Here is a 19,202-nt window from a genome sequence, read left to right on the forward strand (position 1 = left end):
TACGACTATTTTCTACATCAATTAACGTAGTTCAGCAGGTACGGCAAAGACGGTATCTTCTTTGCGCCCTTCAACTTCAGTAACGACACTCGGTGCTAATTTTGCAATCGCTTGAACCACCTGCTGAACCAGCACTTCTGGTGCCGATGCGCCAGCGGTCACTGCAACTTTTGTCACATCTTCAAACCAAGATGAATCTATATCATCTGCGGTATCAACCAGATAAGATTGAGTTCCGGTTTTCAATGCCAATTCACGCAAGCGGTTAGAGTTAGAGCTGTTTTTCGAACCGACCACAATTAACAGTTCCACATCGGCCGATAAGTTACGCACCGCATCCTGACGGTTTTGCGTCGCGTAACAAATATCATCCTTACGTGGGCCTTCGATGGACGGGAAGCGTTTCAATAAGGCGCTGATGATATCGAGTGTATCATCGACCGAGAGCGTTGTTTGAGTCACGAAGCAGAGGTTATTAGGATCGCGAACTTGTAAAGTCTCGACATCTGCCGGGGACTCAATCAGATAAACACCACCATTGGGGTTATCGTATTGTCCCATGGTGCCTTCAACTTCAGGATGCCCCGCATGGCCAATCAAAATACATTCAATCCCCTTGCGACTCGCACGGGTGACCTGCAAATGCACTTTGGTGACTAACGGACAAGTCGCATCGAATACTCGCAACCCACGCGCCTTCGCCTCGGCACGTACCGCCTGAGAAACTCCATGCGCACTGAAGATCACAATATTGTTATCCGGTACTTGGTCTAACTCTTCTACAAATACGGCACCGCGATCCTTCAGATTTTGCACCACATAGCGGTTATGCACGACTTCATGGCGAACATAAATCGGCGGCGAAAATAACTCGAGCGCACGCTCAACAATGCTAATGGCGCGATCCACACCAGCACAAAAGCCGCGAGGATTAGCCAGCATAATATTTAAACTTGGGCTGGTAGGATCAAATTTCATCTTACAGTACCTTCACCACGTCGAGTTCAAATGTCACTTTGCGTCCCGCTAGAGGGTGATTGAGATCGACCGTAATCGAATCGCCCGCAACCTCACGCACAATGCCGGGGATCTCACTGCCGCCAGGACCAGCAAAACTCACGATAACACCCACTTCTAGCTCCATATCGGCTGGGAAGCGGGTTCTATCCATATGATGAATCGCATCGGGATTTGACTCACCAAAGGCATCAACCGCTTCAAGCGTAAATCTGTGCTTGTCGCCTTCATTTAAGGAAGCAAGCTGCGCTTCGAATGCTGGGCTTAAAGTACCATCGCCGATATTTAAACGTGCTGGCTTACCCGAGGCTTTAGTGCTATCGGCAGTTGAACCATCTTCAAGCACAATATTCATATGGCACAATAACGAACGTGTCACAGTCACTACTTCACCTCTTCGGTTTTATCTTGTTCGGATTTGCTGTTAAAAAACGAATCCCAAATGATTAGCACTGCGCCGATAAAAATCGCGGAATCAGCGATATTAAAGGCCGGATAATGGCTCTTACCCCAATAAAAATCGATAAAATCCACCACAAAACCATGCATCAATCGATCGATTAAGTTACCTAGGGCGCCACCAATCACTAAGGTGTAAGCCAAATTTAACTTCCATAGGGATGCCGATTGCTTGCGCAGCCACACAGTCAACAAGGTACTGAAACCAACGGCCACTAGGGTAAATAACCAACGTTGCCAACCGCCCGCTTCACTTAGAAAGCTAAATGCGGCGCCATAGTTACGTACATAGGTGAAATTAAAAAAAGGTAATAACTTCACCGATTCGAACAAATCAAAATTGGCTAAGACCCATTGCTTGGATAGTTGATCGGCCAAAAACACCAATACAACTACCCAATACCAACGTAAGCCACTGTCTTTCCAAGTTAATGGCATACAGATCCTTTACGCAAACAGACGAACTTCGCCGTCACCTTCAATATTGGTTACGCAGCGATGGCACAGCGTTGGGTGAGCCTCAATCGTGCCCACTTCTTCCCTATGGTGCCAACAACGTTCGCATTTCTCTGCTGTTGTCGCATTTACCACTAACTTCAATGACACAAGTTCGGTTTCAACGGCATCGCTTGTCGCATCCGCCAATGGCAATACTTTGGCTTCAGAGGTCAACAGGACGAAACGAAGCTCATCACCAATGTGCGTTAACTGTTCAGTTAATGCCGCATCAGCAAACAGTGTGACTTCGGCTTCTAAGGAGCCACCAATACGTTTATCACGGCGTGCTTGCTCGATGACCTTGTTGACTTCGTTACGCACAGTCAGCAGATTTTCCCAGTACGCATCGCTGAGATCTGTATCTAAAGTGATAGATTGCAGACCTTGATACCATTCTTGGGTAAACACGTAAGCATCACGTTGACCTGGCAGTAATTGCCACACTTCATCGGCAGTAAAGCTTAGGATTGGGGCAATCCAACGCACCATGGCCTCAGCAATGTGAAACAGTGCCGATTGGCAGCTACGGCGGGCATGGCCCTCTTGCTTGGCGGTGTACTGACGGTCTTTGATGATGTCTAAGTAGAAGCTACCTAGCTCAACCGAGCAGAACTGCATCAGCTTTTGCGTCACAATATGGAAGTTATATTGCTCGTAAGCTTCAATGATTTCTTGTTGCAGAGCAGCCGCGCGGCGCACAGCCCAACGATCTAACGCCACCATATCTTCTACTGCCACTAAGTCCTTAGCTGGATCGAAGCCATTAAGGTTCGCTAGTAAGAAGCGAGCGGTGTTACGAATACGGCGATAAGCATCGGCGCTACGGTTTAAGATTTCATCCGATACCGTCATTTCACCGCTGTAGTCGGTCGCAGCAACCCAAAGACGCAGAATGTCCGCACCTAACTTGTTGGTGACTTGCTGCGGCGCAATGACGTTACCGATAGATTTCGACATCTTGCGACCTTTACCATCAACGGTAAAGCCGTGGGTCAGCACTTGCTTGTAAGGAGCTTTTCCAGTCATCGCAGTAGAAATCATCAATGATGACATAAACCAGCCACGGTGTTGGTCGCTACCTTCGAGGTATAAATCGACGCCATGACCATGAAACTCTGGACGCGCCCCAACCACAGAGGCAAAGGTTGAACCTGAGTCGTACCATACGTCCAAGGTATCGGTCACTTTGCGGTATTGTTCGGCTTCTTCGCCCAGTAATTCGGCAGCATCGAGATCCCACCAAGCTTGAATGCCTTCCTGCTCAATGCGGTTGGCTACACGTGCCATTAACGACACGCTGTCAGGGTGCAGCTCTTCGGTTTCGCGGTGTACGAATAATGTAATTGGCACGCCCCAAGTACGTTGACGGGAGATACACCAATCAGGGCGATTCTCAACCATCTTTTCGATGCGGCTTTGGCCCCAGTCAGGGATCCACTGAGTCTGCTCAATTTCGCTTAATGCTTGCTTGCGCAGGTTGTGGTTATCCATTGAGATAAACCATTGCGGTGTAGCGCGGAAGATAATGGGCGTTTTATGGCGCCAGCAGTGTGGATAGCTGTGACGGTATGCAACATGGTGTAATAGTGCGCCTTTTTCTTTCAGCAGCGCAACCACATTGTCGTTTGCTTTAAATACATGTTGACCGGCAAAAAACTCAGTGTCTGGTTTGTAAACACCGTTATCGCCAACAGGGTTTGCCACTTCTAAACCGTATTTTTGACCTACCACGAAGTCGTCTTGACCATGGCCAGGTGCCGTGTGAACCACTCCCGTACCCGCGTCAGTCGTCACGTGGTCGCCTAAAATCGCAGGCACGTCAAAGGCTAAGAATGGATGCTTAAAGCGAACCAGCTCAAGCGCTGCGCCTTTAACTTTACCTAACACACTGTGGCTCTCGGCACCGTAACGCGTCATACACGCTTCAACTAACACGTCGGCCAGAATAACCGCGAGAGTCGCGCCCTCTTTCACAAATTCAACCAAGCTGTAATCCAGCTCAGGGCTGATAGATAACGCCCGGTTAGCTGGCAGTGTCCAAGGTGTAGTAGTCCAAATCACCATAGCGACAGGATGTGAGTAATCGCTTACACCAAACTGAGCGGCTAAAGCTTTGCTATCAGTCGCTGTAAAGGCCACATCGATAGCGGGAGAGGTTTTATCCTCGTATTCTACTTCGGCTTCGGCAAGAGCAGAACCACAGTCTGTACACCAATGAACGGGTTTTACACCTTTATGTAAGTGACCGTTTTCAATCACTTTTGATAGAGAGCGTACGATATTGGCTTCGGTGGCAAAGTCCATCGTTAAATAAGGCTTTTGCCAATCGCCCAGCACGCCTAAACGAATAAAGTCAGCACGTTGACCATCGACTTGCTCAGCGGCATATTTACGACATTCTTCGCGGAATTCGGCCGCAGAAATTTTTTGACCAGGCTTACCGACTTTTTGCTCAACTTTCAGTTCAATTGGCAGACCGTGGCAATCCCAACCAGGCACATAAGGCGCGTCAAAACCTGACATGGTTTTTGACTTAACAATAATGTCCTTAAGAATTTTGTTTACTGAGTGACCAATATGAATGCTGCCGTTCGCATACGGTGGGCCGTCATGCAAAATAAAAGGTGTGCGGCCAATTCGGCTATCACGGATCTGCTGATACAGACCGTCTTTCGTCCAGCGCTCTAACATCTCTGGCTCGCGATTTGCCAAATTACCACGCATCGGAAACTCAGTTTCCGGCAAATTCAAAGTAAATTTATAGTCGCTCATTGATCCTATACCGTTAATTAAACTGATAAATATCAGCCTGCATCGTTACCAAATAAAGCTCTGGCCTCATTTGCATCATTCAAAATCTGTTGTTTTAGTGCATCCAATGAATCAAAGGGTTGTTCATCGCGAAGTTTTGCCACTAACTCAACCTCAACATGCTTGCCATAAATGTCACCTTCAAAATCAAAAAGATGCACCTCGAGCTGGCAAACTTGACCATTTACGGTCGGGCGGAAGCCAATGTTGGCAACCCCTTCATAAATATCGCTATCTTCCCAATAGAGTTTCACCGCAAACACCCCGCGCACCGGCACCACATTGCGTTTGAGGGCGATATTGGCGGTGGGGAAACCTATGGTTCGACCAATTTTTTGGCCGTGGGCCACGCGGCCGCTTAAGGTAAAGGGATGACCGAGTAGGCGCCTTGCCTGCTCTAGGTTTCCTTTAGCTAATTGTTCTCTTACCGCGGTCGAACTCACGCGCTGCGAGCCCACCATAAAACTCTGGGTGCTGACCACGGTAAAGCCATAACGTGCTCCCGCCTGCATCAGCATTTCAAAATTGCCTTTTCTGCCTTGACCGAAGCAAAAGTCATCGCCGACAACGAGGTACTTCACCCCAAGTTTACGCACCAGCAGTTCTTCGATGAAATGCTCCGCTGGTTGGTCCGCAAAGGCGCGATTGAAGTTAACACACACTAACCGTTCAACGCCTAACTCATCGAGCAGGATGATTTTGTCCCGCAATAGGCTCAGACGCGCGGGCGCATTCTCACCACGGAATAACTCCTGTGGTTGAGGTTCAAATGTCATCACAGTCGGCGGTAGCGAGAGCTGTTTGGCCTTTTGCACCAGATTAGCAATCACCTGTGCATGGCCGCGATGCACACCATCAAAATTACCTATCGTCAGCACACAGCCATGGTGAGATGACAAAATGTTATGTATACCGCGGATTAATTCCATAACTTTAGACAACTGCCAAGCGCAAATCGGCTGATTATATAACAGCTAACGATAAGAATCAGCAATCAAACTCCCCGTTTCATTGACCAAGGACGAATTCCTAACGCCAATAAGCCAAGTAAATACGTCATAGCACCAACAGCAATCAAGCCAATCAAAGCCTTAGCACGCCCAACTAACTGCCATTCCAACCATTGGGATTGCGTGGGTAAGAAATAGTACAAGACTAACACCATCAAGGCCGTTGAAACCACGGCTTTAAGGAAAAACACCATTGTTGGCTTAGAAATTCGGTAAACACCCGCTTTGTGTAGGCCGCGATATAAAAGGGTCGCATTCAGTAAAGCCGACATCGATGTCGCAATCGCTAAGCCAACATAACCAAAGGGAATCGCAAAGATCAGGTTAAAGCCCATGTTAGTGATCATGGCGATAATGCCATAACGCACAGGAGTCTTTGTGTCTTGGCGTGAGTAATATCCAGGCGCTAACACTTTGATAAGCATAAAGCTGAGTAAACCACTGCCATAAGCCATCAAGCTGTAGGATGCCATTTCTACGTCTTGAATGGAGAAGGCGCCGCGCATAAACAACACCATCAGCATGGGCTGGGCGAGCACAATCAACCCCATCATGGCGGGTAATCCTAATAAAAGAATTGCCTTAATGCCCCAATCCATGGTTTTACCAAAGCCATCCCCTTCGGCATTCACATGATTGCGAGATAAAGCAGGTAAAATCACGGTGCCAATGGCGATACCGAATAAACCGAGTGGAAATTCTAATAAGCGGTCTGAATAGTACAGCCAGCTGATGGAGCCCGTCATGAGGAAGCTGGCAATGAATGTATCGAATAATAGATTGATTTGTGAAACTGACACCCCAAACAGCGCCGGGATCATCAAGGTTCTGATCTTCACTACACCAGGATGCTTCCAACCCCATGAAGGTTTTACTAGGGCTTTTTCCCTGAGTAAGAAGGGAATTTGGAATAAAAACTGAATTAAACCGCCACAAAACACACCCCAAGCAAGGGTAATTTCAGGCTGAGAAGACGTAGGCGCAAAAAACATTGCCGCCGCAATAATAGCGACGTTTAAGAATACTGGGGTAAAGGCCGATACCGCAAAACGCCCGCGGGTATTTAGAATAGACCCCGCTAACGCGGCAAAGGTGATAAACCACAGATACGGGAAGGTGATTTTAAGCACAACGGTTGCCAGCTCAAACTTAGCGCCATCGGGCTCATTGTTAAGCCAAGCCACAAACCAGCCGCCACCAAATAAGGCTGACAATACGGGGGATGCGATGACACCGACAAGCGTCACAATGGTCACCAACAGCCCTAAGGTTCCCGCCACTTTACTGAGTAACTCTCGAGTCTCGTCCGAAGTGTGTTTTTCTTGATACTCGGTCAGTACGGGAACAAATGCCTGAGCAAAAGCCCCCTCAGCAAATAATCGGCGTAAAAAGTTAGGAATTTTATTCGCGAAGAAAAAAACGTCGGCGCTTGTCCCTGCCCCCATTAAATTGGCAACTACTACATCTCGAACCAAACCTAAAACACGAGAAATCAACGTCATAGCACTAACAATCATGCCAGATTTCAATAATTTTTTACTCAAACGTCCCCCAGACCTACATCGAATGGATTAGGTGATTCATCTCAAAAAATCGACTCAGGCTCTGTCACACTGCGGCAATAGCTGTTAGAATTGCGCCACATATTACACGAGTTGGGTTGAAGATAGCCAAGGCGGGTTGAATTAATTTATCTTTATGATGATTATTCAATCATAGTCATTGACAAAGTGACTAAATGCAGGCATATTCCTCGGCCTTTAAAAGTATCAAATCCAGTTTTTAGGAGTTGCACCTTGGCTAATAGCAAGTCTGCAAAGAAGCGCGCGCTTCAATCTGAAAAGCGTCGTCAGCACAACGCCAGCCGTCGCTCAATGTTACGTACATACGTTAAAAAAGTAATCGCTGCTATCAAAGCTGGCGATCACAAAACAGCAACTGAAGCTTTCGCTGCTGCACAACCAATCGTTGACCGTATGGCGACTAAAGGCCTTATTCACAAGAATAAAGCTGCCCGTCATAAGGCTCGTTTGAACGCTAAGATCAAAGCACTGGCTGCTTAATTTTCTTAGTGAATAAAAAAAACCGGCAATTGCCGGTTTTTTTATATCTGATGATTATCATTAATGACAATAAATATTGTTCAGTAAATGGATCATCTCCCGCACTTCATCACTCTTTAGCGAATAAAATACGGTTTGCGCTTCTTTGCGTGTGGTTACTAAATTATCTTTGCGTAACCAAGCAAGGTGTTGTGATAGTGCCGATTGACTTAAGCCTAATTTTTTATTCATTTCGCCAACGCACATTTCACCTTCGCTCAATAAATAACAAAGGATAAATAAACGGCGTTCGTTCGCGAGTGCTTTTAATAGCACTACGGCATGATCGGCTCGCTCCTGCATTAATTCAATATTCATTACGCACTTTTTCTCCTAAAACTAACCCCTGCGCTAATATAGCGTTGCCTTACAGATATAGTCGGGACATAAAGCACACTTTTTGCTAGATTGTTTTCAAAAGTGGGACATGCTTAATAAAAACAAAGGAAACCTATGAAATCCTACCAAGCAACTTTGATAACAGGCCTTTTTATTAGTGGTTTGAGCGCTTGCCAAACTCATATCGAAACACCAGTCAAAACAGATATACCTTCTCAATTACAACAAACCGCTTTAGCTTCATCCTTGGGATATGACATAGTCGAATCTCTTACGGTAGAAGTAGGACCGCGCCTTGCTGGTAGTCCAAAAGACATTATTGCCGTGAACTGGGCAATGAATAAGTTAACCAGTCTCGGGTTTGATAAGGTCTATAAAGAGCCAGTACAGGTTCCTATTTGGGAACGTGGCGAAGCCAAAGCCAAGATCATCTCTCCGGTGGAACAACCTTTAGTGATCACAGCTCTAGGTGGAAGTGTTGCAACGCCAATTGAAGGTATTAAGGCTAAAATTGCTCGTTTTGATAGCCTTGCGGCACTGCAAGCGGCAAACCCAGAAGATGTAAAAGGCAAGATTGCCTTTATCGATCAAAAGACTGAACGTCACATCACGGGTGAAGGTTATGGCAAAAGTGTCGGCGGCCGCTCGAAAGGCGCAGTCGCAGCAGCACAAAAGGGAGCCATTGCAATCGTTATTCGCTCGATTGGCACCGACCATGACCGCATGGCTCACACTGGCGTGATGCGTTATCAAGATGGTGTGGCTAAAATCCCTGCGGCGGCGATGTCAAATCCCGATGCCGATTTAATCGATGCCATGTTAAAACGCGATCCCAATGCGGTGCTCGAGCTGCATATGTCACCGAAGGATTTAGGTACAAATACCTCTTATAACGTGATTGCAGAAGTTACTGGCAGTAGTAAACCTGACGAAATCGTGCTGATTGGCGCCCATTTAGATTCTTGGGATGAAGGGACGGGGGCAATTGACGATGGCGCTGGCGTTGCGATTGTGACTGCCGCGGCGAAACATATTCAAGATCTTCCTCAAAAACCTGCCCGAACTGTGCGAGTGGTACTTTACGCTGCCGAAGAAATTGGCTTAGTGGGAGGCAAAGCTTACGCTGAAGCACATAAAGCCGAGCTACCTCTGCATTATATTGCTGCCGAATCGGATTTTGGCGCAGGCCCGATTTATCAAATCGATACTAAGGTAAATGACAGCGTTTTTGCACAAGTCCAAGAGAGCATAAAGCCAATGACATATAACGGTGTCGCCCTTGGTAATAATCAAGCCTCTGGCGGGCCTGATGTCTCCATGTTGCCCGCATTAGGCGTGCCGGTTGCATCATTAAGACAGGATGGCCACGATTACTTCGATTATCACCATACACCTAACGACACCTTAGATAAAATCGATCCTAAAGCGCTCGCACAAAATGTGGCGGCATATGCTCAATTTGCCTATATCATGGCGAACTCGAATCTTGTGTTAACACCGATTAGTACTGAGTCGAAATAATCTTCCGCCAGCACATCCTTCGTAAATAACAAGAGCAGCCTAGGCTGCTCTTGTTATTTCACGCATTTATGAATTACTGCGCTTCACGCAAGAATGTTGGCTCATTCGATTTACTCAATTCTTCACTGTAGTAATAACCTGCCACATCAAACGCTTTTAATTCATCAATAGAACTCACTTGCTGGTCAATGATATATCTTGCCATCATTCCCCTTGCTTTTTTAGCAAAAAAACTGATGACTTTATATTGGCCATTTTTAAAATCTTTAAAGACAGGAGTGATTAATTGACCTGCTAATTGTTTTGGTTTTATCGCCTTGAAATACTCATTGGACGCAAGATTGATAATGATGTCATCGCCCTGCGCAGCAACCGCATTGTTGACCGCTTCAGTGAGAGTATTACCCCAAAAATCGTAGAGATTCTTACCTTTAGGATTGGCAAGCGCCGTCCCCATTTCTAAGCGATAAGGTAAAATCAAATCCAAAGGGCGCAGTAAGCCGTAGAGCCCAGATAAAATACGCAACTGTGACTGAGTCCGTTCAAGCTGTTCGGGTGTCAGGGTATCAGCATCAAACCCCGTGTAAACATCGCCTCTAAAAGCAAAAATCGCCTGCTTAGCATTATCAATGCTGTAATCGGGTGTCCACTCCCCAAAACGCGCGGCATTTAAACCTGCGATGTTATCGCTCACCTTCATTAATGTTGCTATGTCACTGGGGGTTAACCGTTGGCAGACTTGAATAAGCTCTTGGCTATAAGCTAAAAAATCGGGCCGAGTGTGGGTTTGAGTCAAGGGAGGTTGCTCAAAATCTAGGGTTTTCGCCGGTGAAACCAAAATCAACATTAACACGCTCCAACAAATAAAATACGCCACTATGATACTGAACAAGCATAAAAAAACCACGTACGGATGACGTGGTTTTTCCGATAGCGTTAATCAGTGAACTTGAGTTTATCGACTAAGCGCAGATTCTGTACGCGTTTTCGCCTGCTCGTTAGCACTATTATCCTGCCAAATACCATCATCGAGTTGTTCCATCAATTCGGGGAACTTACTGCGATCGAACTCAGGCATTTTGCCACTCTTCAATTGCTCACAGTAATCGTTGATAACCCGTATTGCTAAGCCAGATAACAGCAGCAAAGCAATGATATTGACCGTGGCCATTAGCCCCATAGACACGTCTGCTAAGTTCCACACTAAGCTGATTTTGGCCACTGCACCAAACATCACCATAGCTAATACACACAGACGAAATAGCGGTAATGCCTTAGTGCTGTTACCCGTTAAAAACATCACATTGGTTTCGGCGTAGGAATAGTTAGCAATGATAGAGGTAAAGCAGAATAGGAAAATGGCTATCGCAATAAAGGCGCCGCCCCAATCTCCAACGTGGTTTGACATCGCATTGATGGTGAGACGAATGCCGTCATCGCTAGAACCAATATCGCCTGAAAGCAAAATAATTGCCGCAGTTGCAGTACAGATAACGATGGTATCAACAAACACACCCATCATCTGCACAAAACCTTGGGATGCTGGATGATTAGGATTAGGCGAGGCACTCGCAGCCACGTTTGCCGCACTGCCCATCCCCGCCTCGTTTGAAAACAAACCTCGGGCAATACCCGCTTGCATGGCCTGAGCGACCGTATAAGCAACTCCACCTGCTGCGGCCTCTTGCCAACCGAACGCACTCTTTACAATCAAGCTGATTACAGCTGGCAATTGATCTAAATTGAACAACACAATAATAAAGGCAATCAGAATATAAGCCAGTGCCATGATAGGCACGATAAATTCTGACACTCGAGCAACTTTACGTAAGCCACCGACTATCACAAAACCACTGGCTAACACTAAGCCGATCCCGACATAGGTCGGGTCGAAGCCAAACACCCGCTCCATTGCCCCCGTAATGGTATTGGCTTGTACCGCATTAAACACTAAACCAAAGGCGATGATCAGGAAGAAAGCAAACAACACCCCCATCCATCTCTGTCCAAGTCCCTTCTCCATATAATAGGAAGGACCGCCGCGAAACTGACCGTTGGTATCTCGTACCTTATATACTTGTGCAAGCGTCGACTCCACCATGGCGGTTGCCATGCCCAACATGGCAATAAGCCACATCCAAAACACAGCGCCAGGTCCAGCAGCGCCAATCGCTACTGCAACACCGGCCATGTTTCCGGCGCCAACCCGAGCGGCCATACTCGTACAGAATACTTGGAATGAAGACAGTCCACTTTCACAGCCTTGGCGGCTCATGGTCATGACTTTTAGAGAGTGCTTGAAGTGAGTAAGTTGAATAAATACAAGCCGTAAGGTGAAATAAAGCCCCGCACCCACCAGTCCATAAACGAGCAATTTGCCCCAGAGCAGTGCGTTCAAAAAGTTTACAATCGTTTCTAACATATTATTTTACTTCTTCCCGTAGCAAATGCCCGCCTCCACCTATACTTAGCGAGGTGCAACATTTGTGGTGAATGAATCCTTCCAAATAAAGGTAAGAATATCGGTAGATTTATTCTTTCAAATTATCCTTCCGTGAATTTACAACATCACGGCTACCGAATTCAACGCAGCAAAATAGCACAGTATTCGAAATTACTCATGTGATCAAGCCTAGGTTTGTATCGTTAAATAGCGACAATCTCACACTCGTAAAGCTTAGATAAGTCACTGTTAATATTAAATTAACAATTTAACAAACTTAGTCAACATGCGTTAACGACAAACACAAGTTTTAAAATTTGGATGCAGGACACATTTTTGTAAGAAAATTACAAATATAGTAACCCCAACACAACACAGTTCAATTCCGTCTGCTCTAGTGAGGCTTAATATGACGACAACACATGAGATAAATGCTCTTAAAAAGTATGTAAGAGCCACTAACTTCCTCGCCACCTCTCAGATTTACCTAAAGCAAAACGTATTACATAAGCGCCCACTTGCGCATTCGGACATTAAACCTCGCCTGCTCGGCCACTGGGGGACTTGTCCAGGGATCAACTTCGTTTATGCCAACGTCAACCGACTCATTGTAAAACATAATCGTCCTTTCATTTACTTAGTCGGCCCAGGCCATGGTTTCCCCGCAGTACAAGCTAACCTATTCATCGAAGGCTCACTCAGCCACTTTTATCCAGAAACCATTCCTTATAATGAAACTGGTATTGAAGATATCTGTAAGAAGTTTTCGGCAGCCTATGGTTACCCTTCTCACGCTAACCCTGAAGCACCCGGTCAAATCCTTGAAGGGGGCGAATTAGGTTACTCGCTAGCTGTAGGTTGGGGAGCTGTATTAGACAATCCTGATCTTATCGCAACCGTATTAGTAGGTGACGGTGAATCAGAAACCGGTCCTCTAGCAGCCTCTTGGTATGCGAACCGTTTAGTCTCCCCCGCCACCAACGGCGCAGTGTTACCAATCGTGCATATCAACGGCTATAAGATTTCAGGCCCAACCCGTATGGGACGCATGAGCCATGAAGAGTTAGATCTTGAATTCCGCGGTCTTGGCTATCACCCTATTATTGTTGACAGCGAAGCGGAAGAAGATATCTACGTCCAAATGGCTGCAGCCATGGATACTGCTTATAGCATGATCAATGATATCCAAACCCGCGCACGCAAGGGTGAAGATATTGTCAAACCTCGCTGGCCGGTGATTTTAATGCGCACCGCCAAAGGCTGGACAGGTGTAAGCGAATATAACGGCACAAAACTAGAAGGTAACTGCGAATCGCACCAAGTTATCGTCAACAAATGTGCGACCGATAAAGGCCACTTAACTGCATTGGATAACTGGTTAGCCAGCTACCAGTTCCAAGAGCTTTATCAAATCAATGCTCAAGGTGAACTGATTTTTGATGCGGATATTGGCTCGCTGATCCCACCAAAACATTTAGCCTGTGGTCGCCAACATCTCACTTATGGCGGGGAAGTTGTTAGAGCGTTATCTAATCCAGATCTAGAAAAACTCAGCTATGGCCCAGAAGTGCCACGCGGACACCGCGGTTACTCCATGCTGAAAATGGGTCAATGGATGCGTGACGCATTCAAACTAAACCGTGACCAACGTAACTTACGTATCTTTAGCCCAGACGAAACCTATTCAAACCAACTGCAAGCGGTATTTGAAGAAACTGACCGCGCATGGCAATGGCCAATTGAAAGCTGGGACGAAGATATGTCTCGTGATGGCCGCGTACTCGAGTTACTCTCTGAGAACTTACTATTTGGTATGTTACATGGCTACACAGTAACAGGTCGCCACGGCATGTTCCCAACCTATGAGTCTTTCTCACAGGTTGTATCTTCAATGGCCGACCAATACTGTAAATATGTTTATGCCAGCCAAGGGGTGCATTTCCGCAAACCTTTACCAGCGTGTAACGTAGTACTTTCTTCATTATTAGAGCGTCAGGATCACAACGGTTACTCGCATCAAAACCCATCGTTCCTCGGTGCGATGTTAGAAAAGCATCCAAAGATTATCTCTGCTTATTTACCTGCTGATGCAAACAGCACCTTAGTTTATACCGAACGTGCCTTTGCGGATCGTGACAAACTAAACATCCTAGTTGCTGGTAAAAAAGAGCTACCACAGTGGCTGAGTTTAGAAGAAGCACGCAAACAAGCTAAAGACGGTGTGATGGTGTGGGATTTTGCTTCAGATGAAAATCCAGATATCGTGCTTGCGGGTTGTGGTGATTATGTCACTCAAGAATGTATGGCCTCTTTAGTGATTATTCGTGAACTCTTACCAAGAGTCAGAATTCGCTTTGTCAGCGTAACCGAATTAAGCAGTGATGGCTTAGGCAGCCGTAAATTTAAAGAAAAACCATGGATGATGGATGAAATATTTACCCAAGATAAAGGGGTTGTATTTAACTATCATGGTTATCCAAATACGATCAAAAAGTTAATTTTTGATTACAAAGGAAGCCGCCGTTTCAGAATTAAAGGCTACGAAGAAGAAGGTTCAACAACAACACCATTTGATATGGGTGTGCGTAATGGTACTTCTCGCTATCACCTTGTTATTGATATGGCTTACAAACTATTCCAACAGGGCGTTATTGACGAAACTAAGCATGTTTCAATCACTACAGATATGCTGCAACGACTCGTTGACCACCGTAACTATATTAAAGCACATGGTGTTGACCCTGTTGAAATTGAGAATTGGGTTTGGACACGCTAACACTCAATTAAATTAACAAACACAATACAAAAAAGGCATCCTCAGGGATGCCTTTTTAACATCCAAAATAAGAAACAAAATGCTATTCGATAAAAAAACTTCAGACTGAACACTGGAAAGTTTTAACAAATGCGGTGATAATTAATCGCTGGCTACAATACCAAAGGATCCCCACACTAAGTGCTAGCAATGTTTTGCATAAAACCCGCAAAGCATATTTTTGGTGGAGAATCATAAACAATGGACTTAGAGAAAATGATGAAGAATACATTAAAAGTAGTTTTGCTTACATCAATGCTTCCACTTGCTGCCAGCGCATCTCAGGAACTTACACCTTGGTATGTTGGCGCAGGTTTAGGCGTTAATAACTATGAACACATCGCAACTGACAACGGTGACGATAATCCATATGCATGGGACATCTTCGCTGGCTATATGTTTAATGACTACTTTGGTGCAGAAATCGGCTTTCGTGATCTAGGTAGTGCTGATTGGACCACTGGTGGCATCAGCAACGATGCAGACGTAAAAGGTGCAACTCTTGGCCTAGTTGGTGTATGGCCGCTAGGTAACCGTTGGAGCCTATCTGCTGAAGCAGGTGCAATGTACTACACCCTAGAAAACAGCCAACGTACTGCTACATCGTCTAGCTCTTACAGCTCTAATGATTTTGCACCTTACTTTGGTGCTGGTGTTGGCTATAACTTCACTGATAACCTGAAGTTACAAGCTAAATACCGTCGCTATGAAAACTTAGACGATACTGACTTCAACACGATTGAAGCTGACAGCAACTACTGGGGCTTAGAATTAAGCTACCGTTTTGGTACTCCAGCAGTCGCGGCTCCTGTAGCTGCCGCTGTAGTTGCAGCAGCACCAGTTGACTCAGACAACGATGGTGTTTACGACGATAAAGATCAGTGTCCAGCTACTCCAGCAACTCACAAAGTTGACTCTGTTGGCTGTACTATCTATGAAAACGTTAAGAAGCAAGAAGATGTTGGTTCTATCCAGTTTGCTAACGATTCTGCAGTAGTGAAGAAAGAGTACTACAAAGACATCGAAAGACTGGCTAACTACCTGAACAAGAACCCAGAATTCACAGTTGAAATTGCGGGTCACGCTTCTAACGTAGGTAAACCAGAATATAACATGGTTCTGTCTGACAAGCGTGCTGACGCTGTTGCTAAGATCCTTGTTGAAAAATATGGCATCAGCCAAAGCCGTGTAACTTCTAACGGTTACGGTATCACTAAGCCATTAGTGGCTGGTGACTCTAAAGAAGCTCATGCTGCAAACCGCCGCATCGAAGCTATCGTGACAACTACTGAAAAACAACCTGTTCTGAAGTAATTGCACTCTTAAGAATAAAAAAGTCGCTGCTTGCAGCGACTTTTTGTTTTTATAACATCTACACTATTCAATCTGATGATGCATACATGTCGTTGCAATACAATCACAGCTTTCATGCCAATACGATATCGTTTTACCATTTTTGTAATTTTTTTACATTGATGGTTGGAAAAGTTGGCAAAATCGCTTCTAATAGTCATCAGTTCATTTCTGAGTTAAGACCGCTATCTGAGAAGGATGTTTTTCATGGCAAATACATTAGAGCAACTCAAGTCATACACTACGATTGTGGCCGATACAGGCGATATTGAAGCGATTAAACGCTATCAGCCAGAAGACGCAACGACCAACCCATCGCTCATCTTAAAAGCGGCTCAAATTCCCGAGTATAGCGCTTTAATCGACAATGCAATCGCATGGGCTAAATTACAAAGTGCTGATATTGAGCAACAGATTGATGATGCCAGCGACAAACTTGCCGTAAATATTGGCGTGGAAATTCTGAAACTGGTTCCAGGCCGAATTTCAACTGAAGTCGATGCCCGCTTATCCTTCGATAAAGAAAAATCCATTGCGAAAGCGCATAAACTAGTACGTCTCTACCAAGAGGCTGGCGTGGATAAATCTCGCATTCTGATCAAATTAGCCTCAACTTGGGAAGGCATTTGTGCTGCCAAAGAGTTAGAGCAAGAAGGCATCAACTGTAACTTAACTCTACTATTTAGCTTCGCTCAAGCGCGTGCCTGTGCTGAAGCTGGCGTGTATTTAATTTCTCCATTCGTAGGCCGCATCCTCGACTGGTACAAAAAAGACACAGGTAAAGACTATGATGCAGTTAATGATCCAGGTGTCGTTTCTGTGACTGAAATTTACAACTACTACAAACAGCATGGCTATAACACAGTAGTCATGGGCGCAAGTTTCCGTAATATCGGTGAAATCATCGAATTAGCGGGTTGTGACCGCCTGACTATTGGCCCTTCATTACTCGAAGAGCTGGCAAACTCTCAAGTTGCTATTCAACCTAAACTGCTTCCTGCCAGCACCACGGTTGCAGCGGGTGAGCCTTTAACCGAAGCGCAATTCCGCTGGGACTTCAACCAAGATCCTATGGCCGTCGACAAGCTAGCAGAAGGTATCCGTAACTTCGCCATCGACCAAGGCAAACTCGAAGTCATGCTAAAGGCAAAACTGGCAAACTAAGTATCTTCGGAGACGATTAGATGACTATCTTGACCCAAAGCACAACTTGGCAAGCGTTAGCAGCGCATAGCCAGCAGATCCCGCATATGCGGGAACTCTTTGCAGGTGATCCAGCACGCTTTAGCAATATGTCACTTTCTACCTGCGGCCTATTTTTAGATTATTCAAAAAATAGAGCGACACCAGAAACACTCAACTTGCTGCTGACACTGGCGCAAGAGGCAAAGCTTGACGCTAAAATCAAGGCCATGTTTGCTGGTGATATTATTAACACCACCGAAAAACGTGCCGTCTTACATACCGCGCTGCGCAGTACTGCGCAGCAATCCATTATTGCCGAAGGTCAAGATATCGTTCCTGAAGTACAGCAAACGCTGAACAAAATGCAGCAGTTTGTCACTTCAGTCACCTCAGGACAGTGGAAAGGCTACACAGGCAAAGCCATTACCGATATTGTCAGTATCGGTATCGGTGGCTCATTCCTTGGCCCTAAAATTGTTTCCCAAGCATTACGCCCTTACTGGATTACAGGCCTCAATTGTCATTTCGTTGCCAACGTCGATGGCACTTCGATTAGTGAAAAACTCAAGCTGCTCGATCCAGAAACCACTCTGTTTATCATGTCGTCTAAGTCTTTTGGTACACAAGAGACGCTGACCAATACCCTAACGGCGAAGGCATGGTTCTTAGCCAAAGGTGGTTCACAGTCAGATGTGGCGAAACACTTTGTTGCCGTGACCTCTAACGTGGCAAAAGCGACCGATTTTGGTATCGATGCTGACAATATTTTCCCAATGTGGGACTGGGTTGGTGGTCGTTATTCACTTTGGTCAGCCATTGGTTTACCCATCGCTTTACTCATCGGCATGGATAACTTCCGTTCCCTATTAAAGGGCGCGCACCAAATGGATACCCATTTTGCCAATGCGCCTCTGGCGGAAAATATGCCCGTAATCATGGGTTTATTCTCTCTGTGGTATGGCAATTTCTTTAATGCCCAGAGCCATGTGGTCTTGACCTACGATCATTACCTACGCGGACTTCCCGCTTACTTCCAACAACTGGATATGGAAAGTAATGGTAAATCGGTCACGCTTAATGGCACCCATGTGGATTACAGCACGGGTCCTGTCATTTGGGGTGGCGAAGGCACAAATGGTCAGCACGCTTACCACCAGCTGCTGCATCAAGGTACTGCATTAATTCCGGCCGATTTCATTATGCCGCTGCAAAGCCATAATCCTATCGGAGAGCACCATGATCAGTTAGCTTCTAACTGCTTCGGACAGACTCAGGCTCTCATGCAAGGCCGCACTTTAGATGAAGCGCTAGCCGAATTGAGCAAGAGCAGCTTAAGTGATGAAGAAAAGTTACTTATCGCCAAACACAAAGTCATGCCAGGCAATAAGCCAAGCAACACGCTGTTAATGGATAAGCTGACTCCTGAAACTCTAGGCGCGCTAATTGCGCTCTATGAGCATAGAACCTTTGTCCAAGGCGCCATTTGGGACATCAACTCCTTCGATCAATGGGGTGTTGAACTCGGTAAAACCCTAGGCAATGACGTCCTCGCCCGCATCGGCACCGAGCAAGACGCCACCGCCTTAGATGCCTCGAGCAATGGGTTAATTAACCTGTATCGACAGGGCAAAATCTGATCGAACAAAAAG

The 19,202-nt window shown here is 45.8% G+C and carries 15 protein-coding genes; 6 read left to right on the forward strand and 9 right to left on the reverse strand.

Features of this window, described 5'->3' with window-relative positions; genetic code table 11:
* Window positions 1–21 precede the first annotated feature (21 nt).
* From ispH to murJ, 6 genes are all read right to left on the reverse strand, one after another.
* Entirely contained in the window at window positions 22–978 is a 957-nt protein-coding gene (gene ispH, locus SHD_RS13460) for a 4-hydroxy-3-methylbut-2-enyl diphosphate reductase (RefSeq protein WP_023267618.1), read from the reverse strand.
* 1 nt (window position 979) lies between these two features.
* A complete protein-coding gene (gene fkpB / locus SHD_RS13465; protein ID WP_039978391.1) occupies window positions 980–1,402 on the reverse strand; it encodes an FKBP-type peptidyl-prolyl cis-trans isomerase in 423 nt (140 codons plus the stop codon).
* On the reverse strand, window positions 1,402–1,914 hold the full coding sequence (gene lspA, locus SHD_RS13470; RefSeq protein WP_011623704.1) for a signal peptidase II: 513 nt from the start codon (window positions 1,912–1,914) through the stop codon (window positions 1,402–1,404). Before lspA ends, fkpB begins: the two co-directional genes overlap by 1 nt.
* Before the next feature lie 9 nt (window positions 1,915–1,923).
* On the reverse strand, window positions 1,924–4,746 hold the full coding sequence (gene ileS / locus SHD_RS13475) for an isoleucine--tRNA ligase (protein WP_023267620.1): 2,823 nt from the start codon (window positions 4,744–4,746) through the stop codon (window positions 1,924–1,926).
* Between the two features lie 32 nt (window positions 4,747–4,778).
* Window positions 4,779–5,714 (reverse strand): bifunctional riboflavin kinase/FAD synthetase, encoded by a 936-nt coding sequence (gene ribF / locus SHD_RS13480; protein ID WP_023267621.1) that lies wholly within the window; start codon window positions 5,712–5,714, stop codon window positions 4,779–4,781.
* Between the two features lie 65 nt (window positions 5,715–5,779).
* A complete protein-coding gene (murJ, locus tag SHD_RS13485) occupies window positions 5,780–7,339 on the reverse strand; it encodes a murein biosynthesis integral membrane protein MurJ (protein ID WP_023267622.1) in 1,560 nt (519 codons plus the stop codon).
* Between the two features lie 252 nt (window positions 7,340–7,591).
* On the opposite strand from murJ, the gene rpsT reads away from it, so the two are divergent.
* A complete protein-coding gene (gene rpsT, locus SHD_RS13490; RefSeq protein ID WP_011623708.1) occupies window positions 7,592–7,858 on the forward strand; it encodes a 30S ribosomal protein S20 in 267 nt (88 codons plus the stop codon).
* A gap of 60 nt (window positions 7,859–7,918) precedes the next feature.
* Here the strand turns inward: rpsT and SHD_RS13495 are convergent, their stop codons facing one another.
* On the reverse strand, window positions 7,919–8,215 hold the full coding sequence (locus SHD_RS13495) for an ArsR/SmtB family transcription factor (RefSeq protein WP_023267623.1): 297 nt from the start codon (window positions 8,213–8,215) through the stop codon (window positions 7,919–7,921).
* Window positions 8,216–8,350: 135 nt separating this feature from the next.
* On the opposite strand from SHD_RS13495, the gene SHD_RS13500 reads away from it, so the two are divergent.
* Window positions 8,351–9,757: a M28 family metallopeptidase gene (locus SHD_RS13500; protein WP_023267624.1), complete on the forward strand. Its 1,407-nt coding sequence runs from the start codon at window positions 8,351–8,353 to the stop codon at window positions 9,755–9,757.
* 73 nt (window positions 9,758–9,830) lie between these two features.
* Here the strand turns inward: SHD_RS13500 and yaaA are convergent, their stop codons facing one another.
* Complete coding sequence (gene yaaA / locus SHD_RS13505) at window positions 9,831–10,604, reverse strand: peroxide stress protein YaaA (protein WP_023267625.1); 774 nt, start codon at window positions 10,602–10,604, stop codon at window positions 9,831–9,833.
* Between the two features lie 108 nt (window positions 10,605–10,712).
* Complete coding sequence (locus tag SHD_RS13510) at window positions 10,713–12,179, reverse strand: alanine/glycine:cation symporter family protein (RefSeq protein WP_023267626.1); 1,467 nt, start codon at window positions 12,177–12,179, stop codon at window positions 10,713–10,715.
* Window positions 12,180–12,609: 430 nt separating this feature from the next.
* Here SHD_RS13510 and SHD_RS13515 point away from each other — a divergent pair, with 430 nt between their 5' ends.
* The 4 genes from SHD_RS13515 (at window position 12,610) to pgi (ending at window position 19,190) form a co-directional block, all read left to right on the forward strand.
* A complete protein-coding gene (locus SHD_RS13515; protein WP_023267627.1) occupies window positions 12,610–14,976 on the forward strand; it encodes a phosphoketolase family protein in 2,367 nt (788 codons plus the stop codon).
* A gap of 240 nt (window positions 14,977–15,216) precedes the next feature.
* Entirely contained in the window at window positions 15,217–16,329 is a 1,113-nt protein-coding gene (locus SHD_RS13520; RefSeq protein WP_023267628.1) for an OmpA family protein, read from the forward strand.
* Between the two features lie 246 nt (window positions 16,330–16,575).
* Window positions 16,576–17,532 carry a transaldolase gene (tal, locus tag SHD_RS13525; protein WP_039978392.1) on the forward strand — a complete coding sequence of 319 codons (957 nt, stop codon included), beginning with the start codon at window positions 16,576–16,578 and terminating at the stop codon, window positions 17,530–17,532.
* 20 nt (window positions 17,533–17,552) lie between these two features.
* Window positions 17,553–19,190 carry a glucose-6-phosphate isomerase gene (pgi, locus tag SHD_RS13530; protein ID WP_023267630.1) on the forward strand — a complete coding sequence of 546 codons (1,638 nt, stop codon included), beginning with the start codon at window positions 17,553–17,555 and terminating at the stop codon, window positions 19,188–19,190.
* Window positions 19,191–19,202: the final 12 nt, after the last annotated feature.

The organism is Shewanella decolorationis S12, assembly GCF_000485795.1.
GTDB classification, from domain to species: Bacteria; Pseudomonadota; Gammaproteobacteria; order Enterobacterales; family Shewanellaceae; genus Shewanella; species Shewanella decolorationis.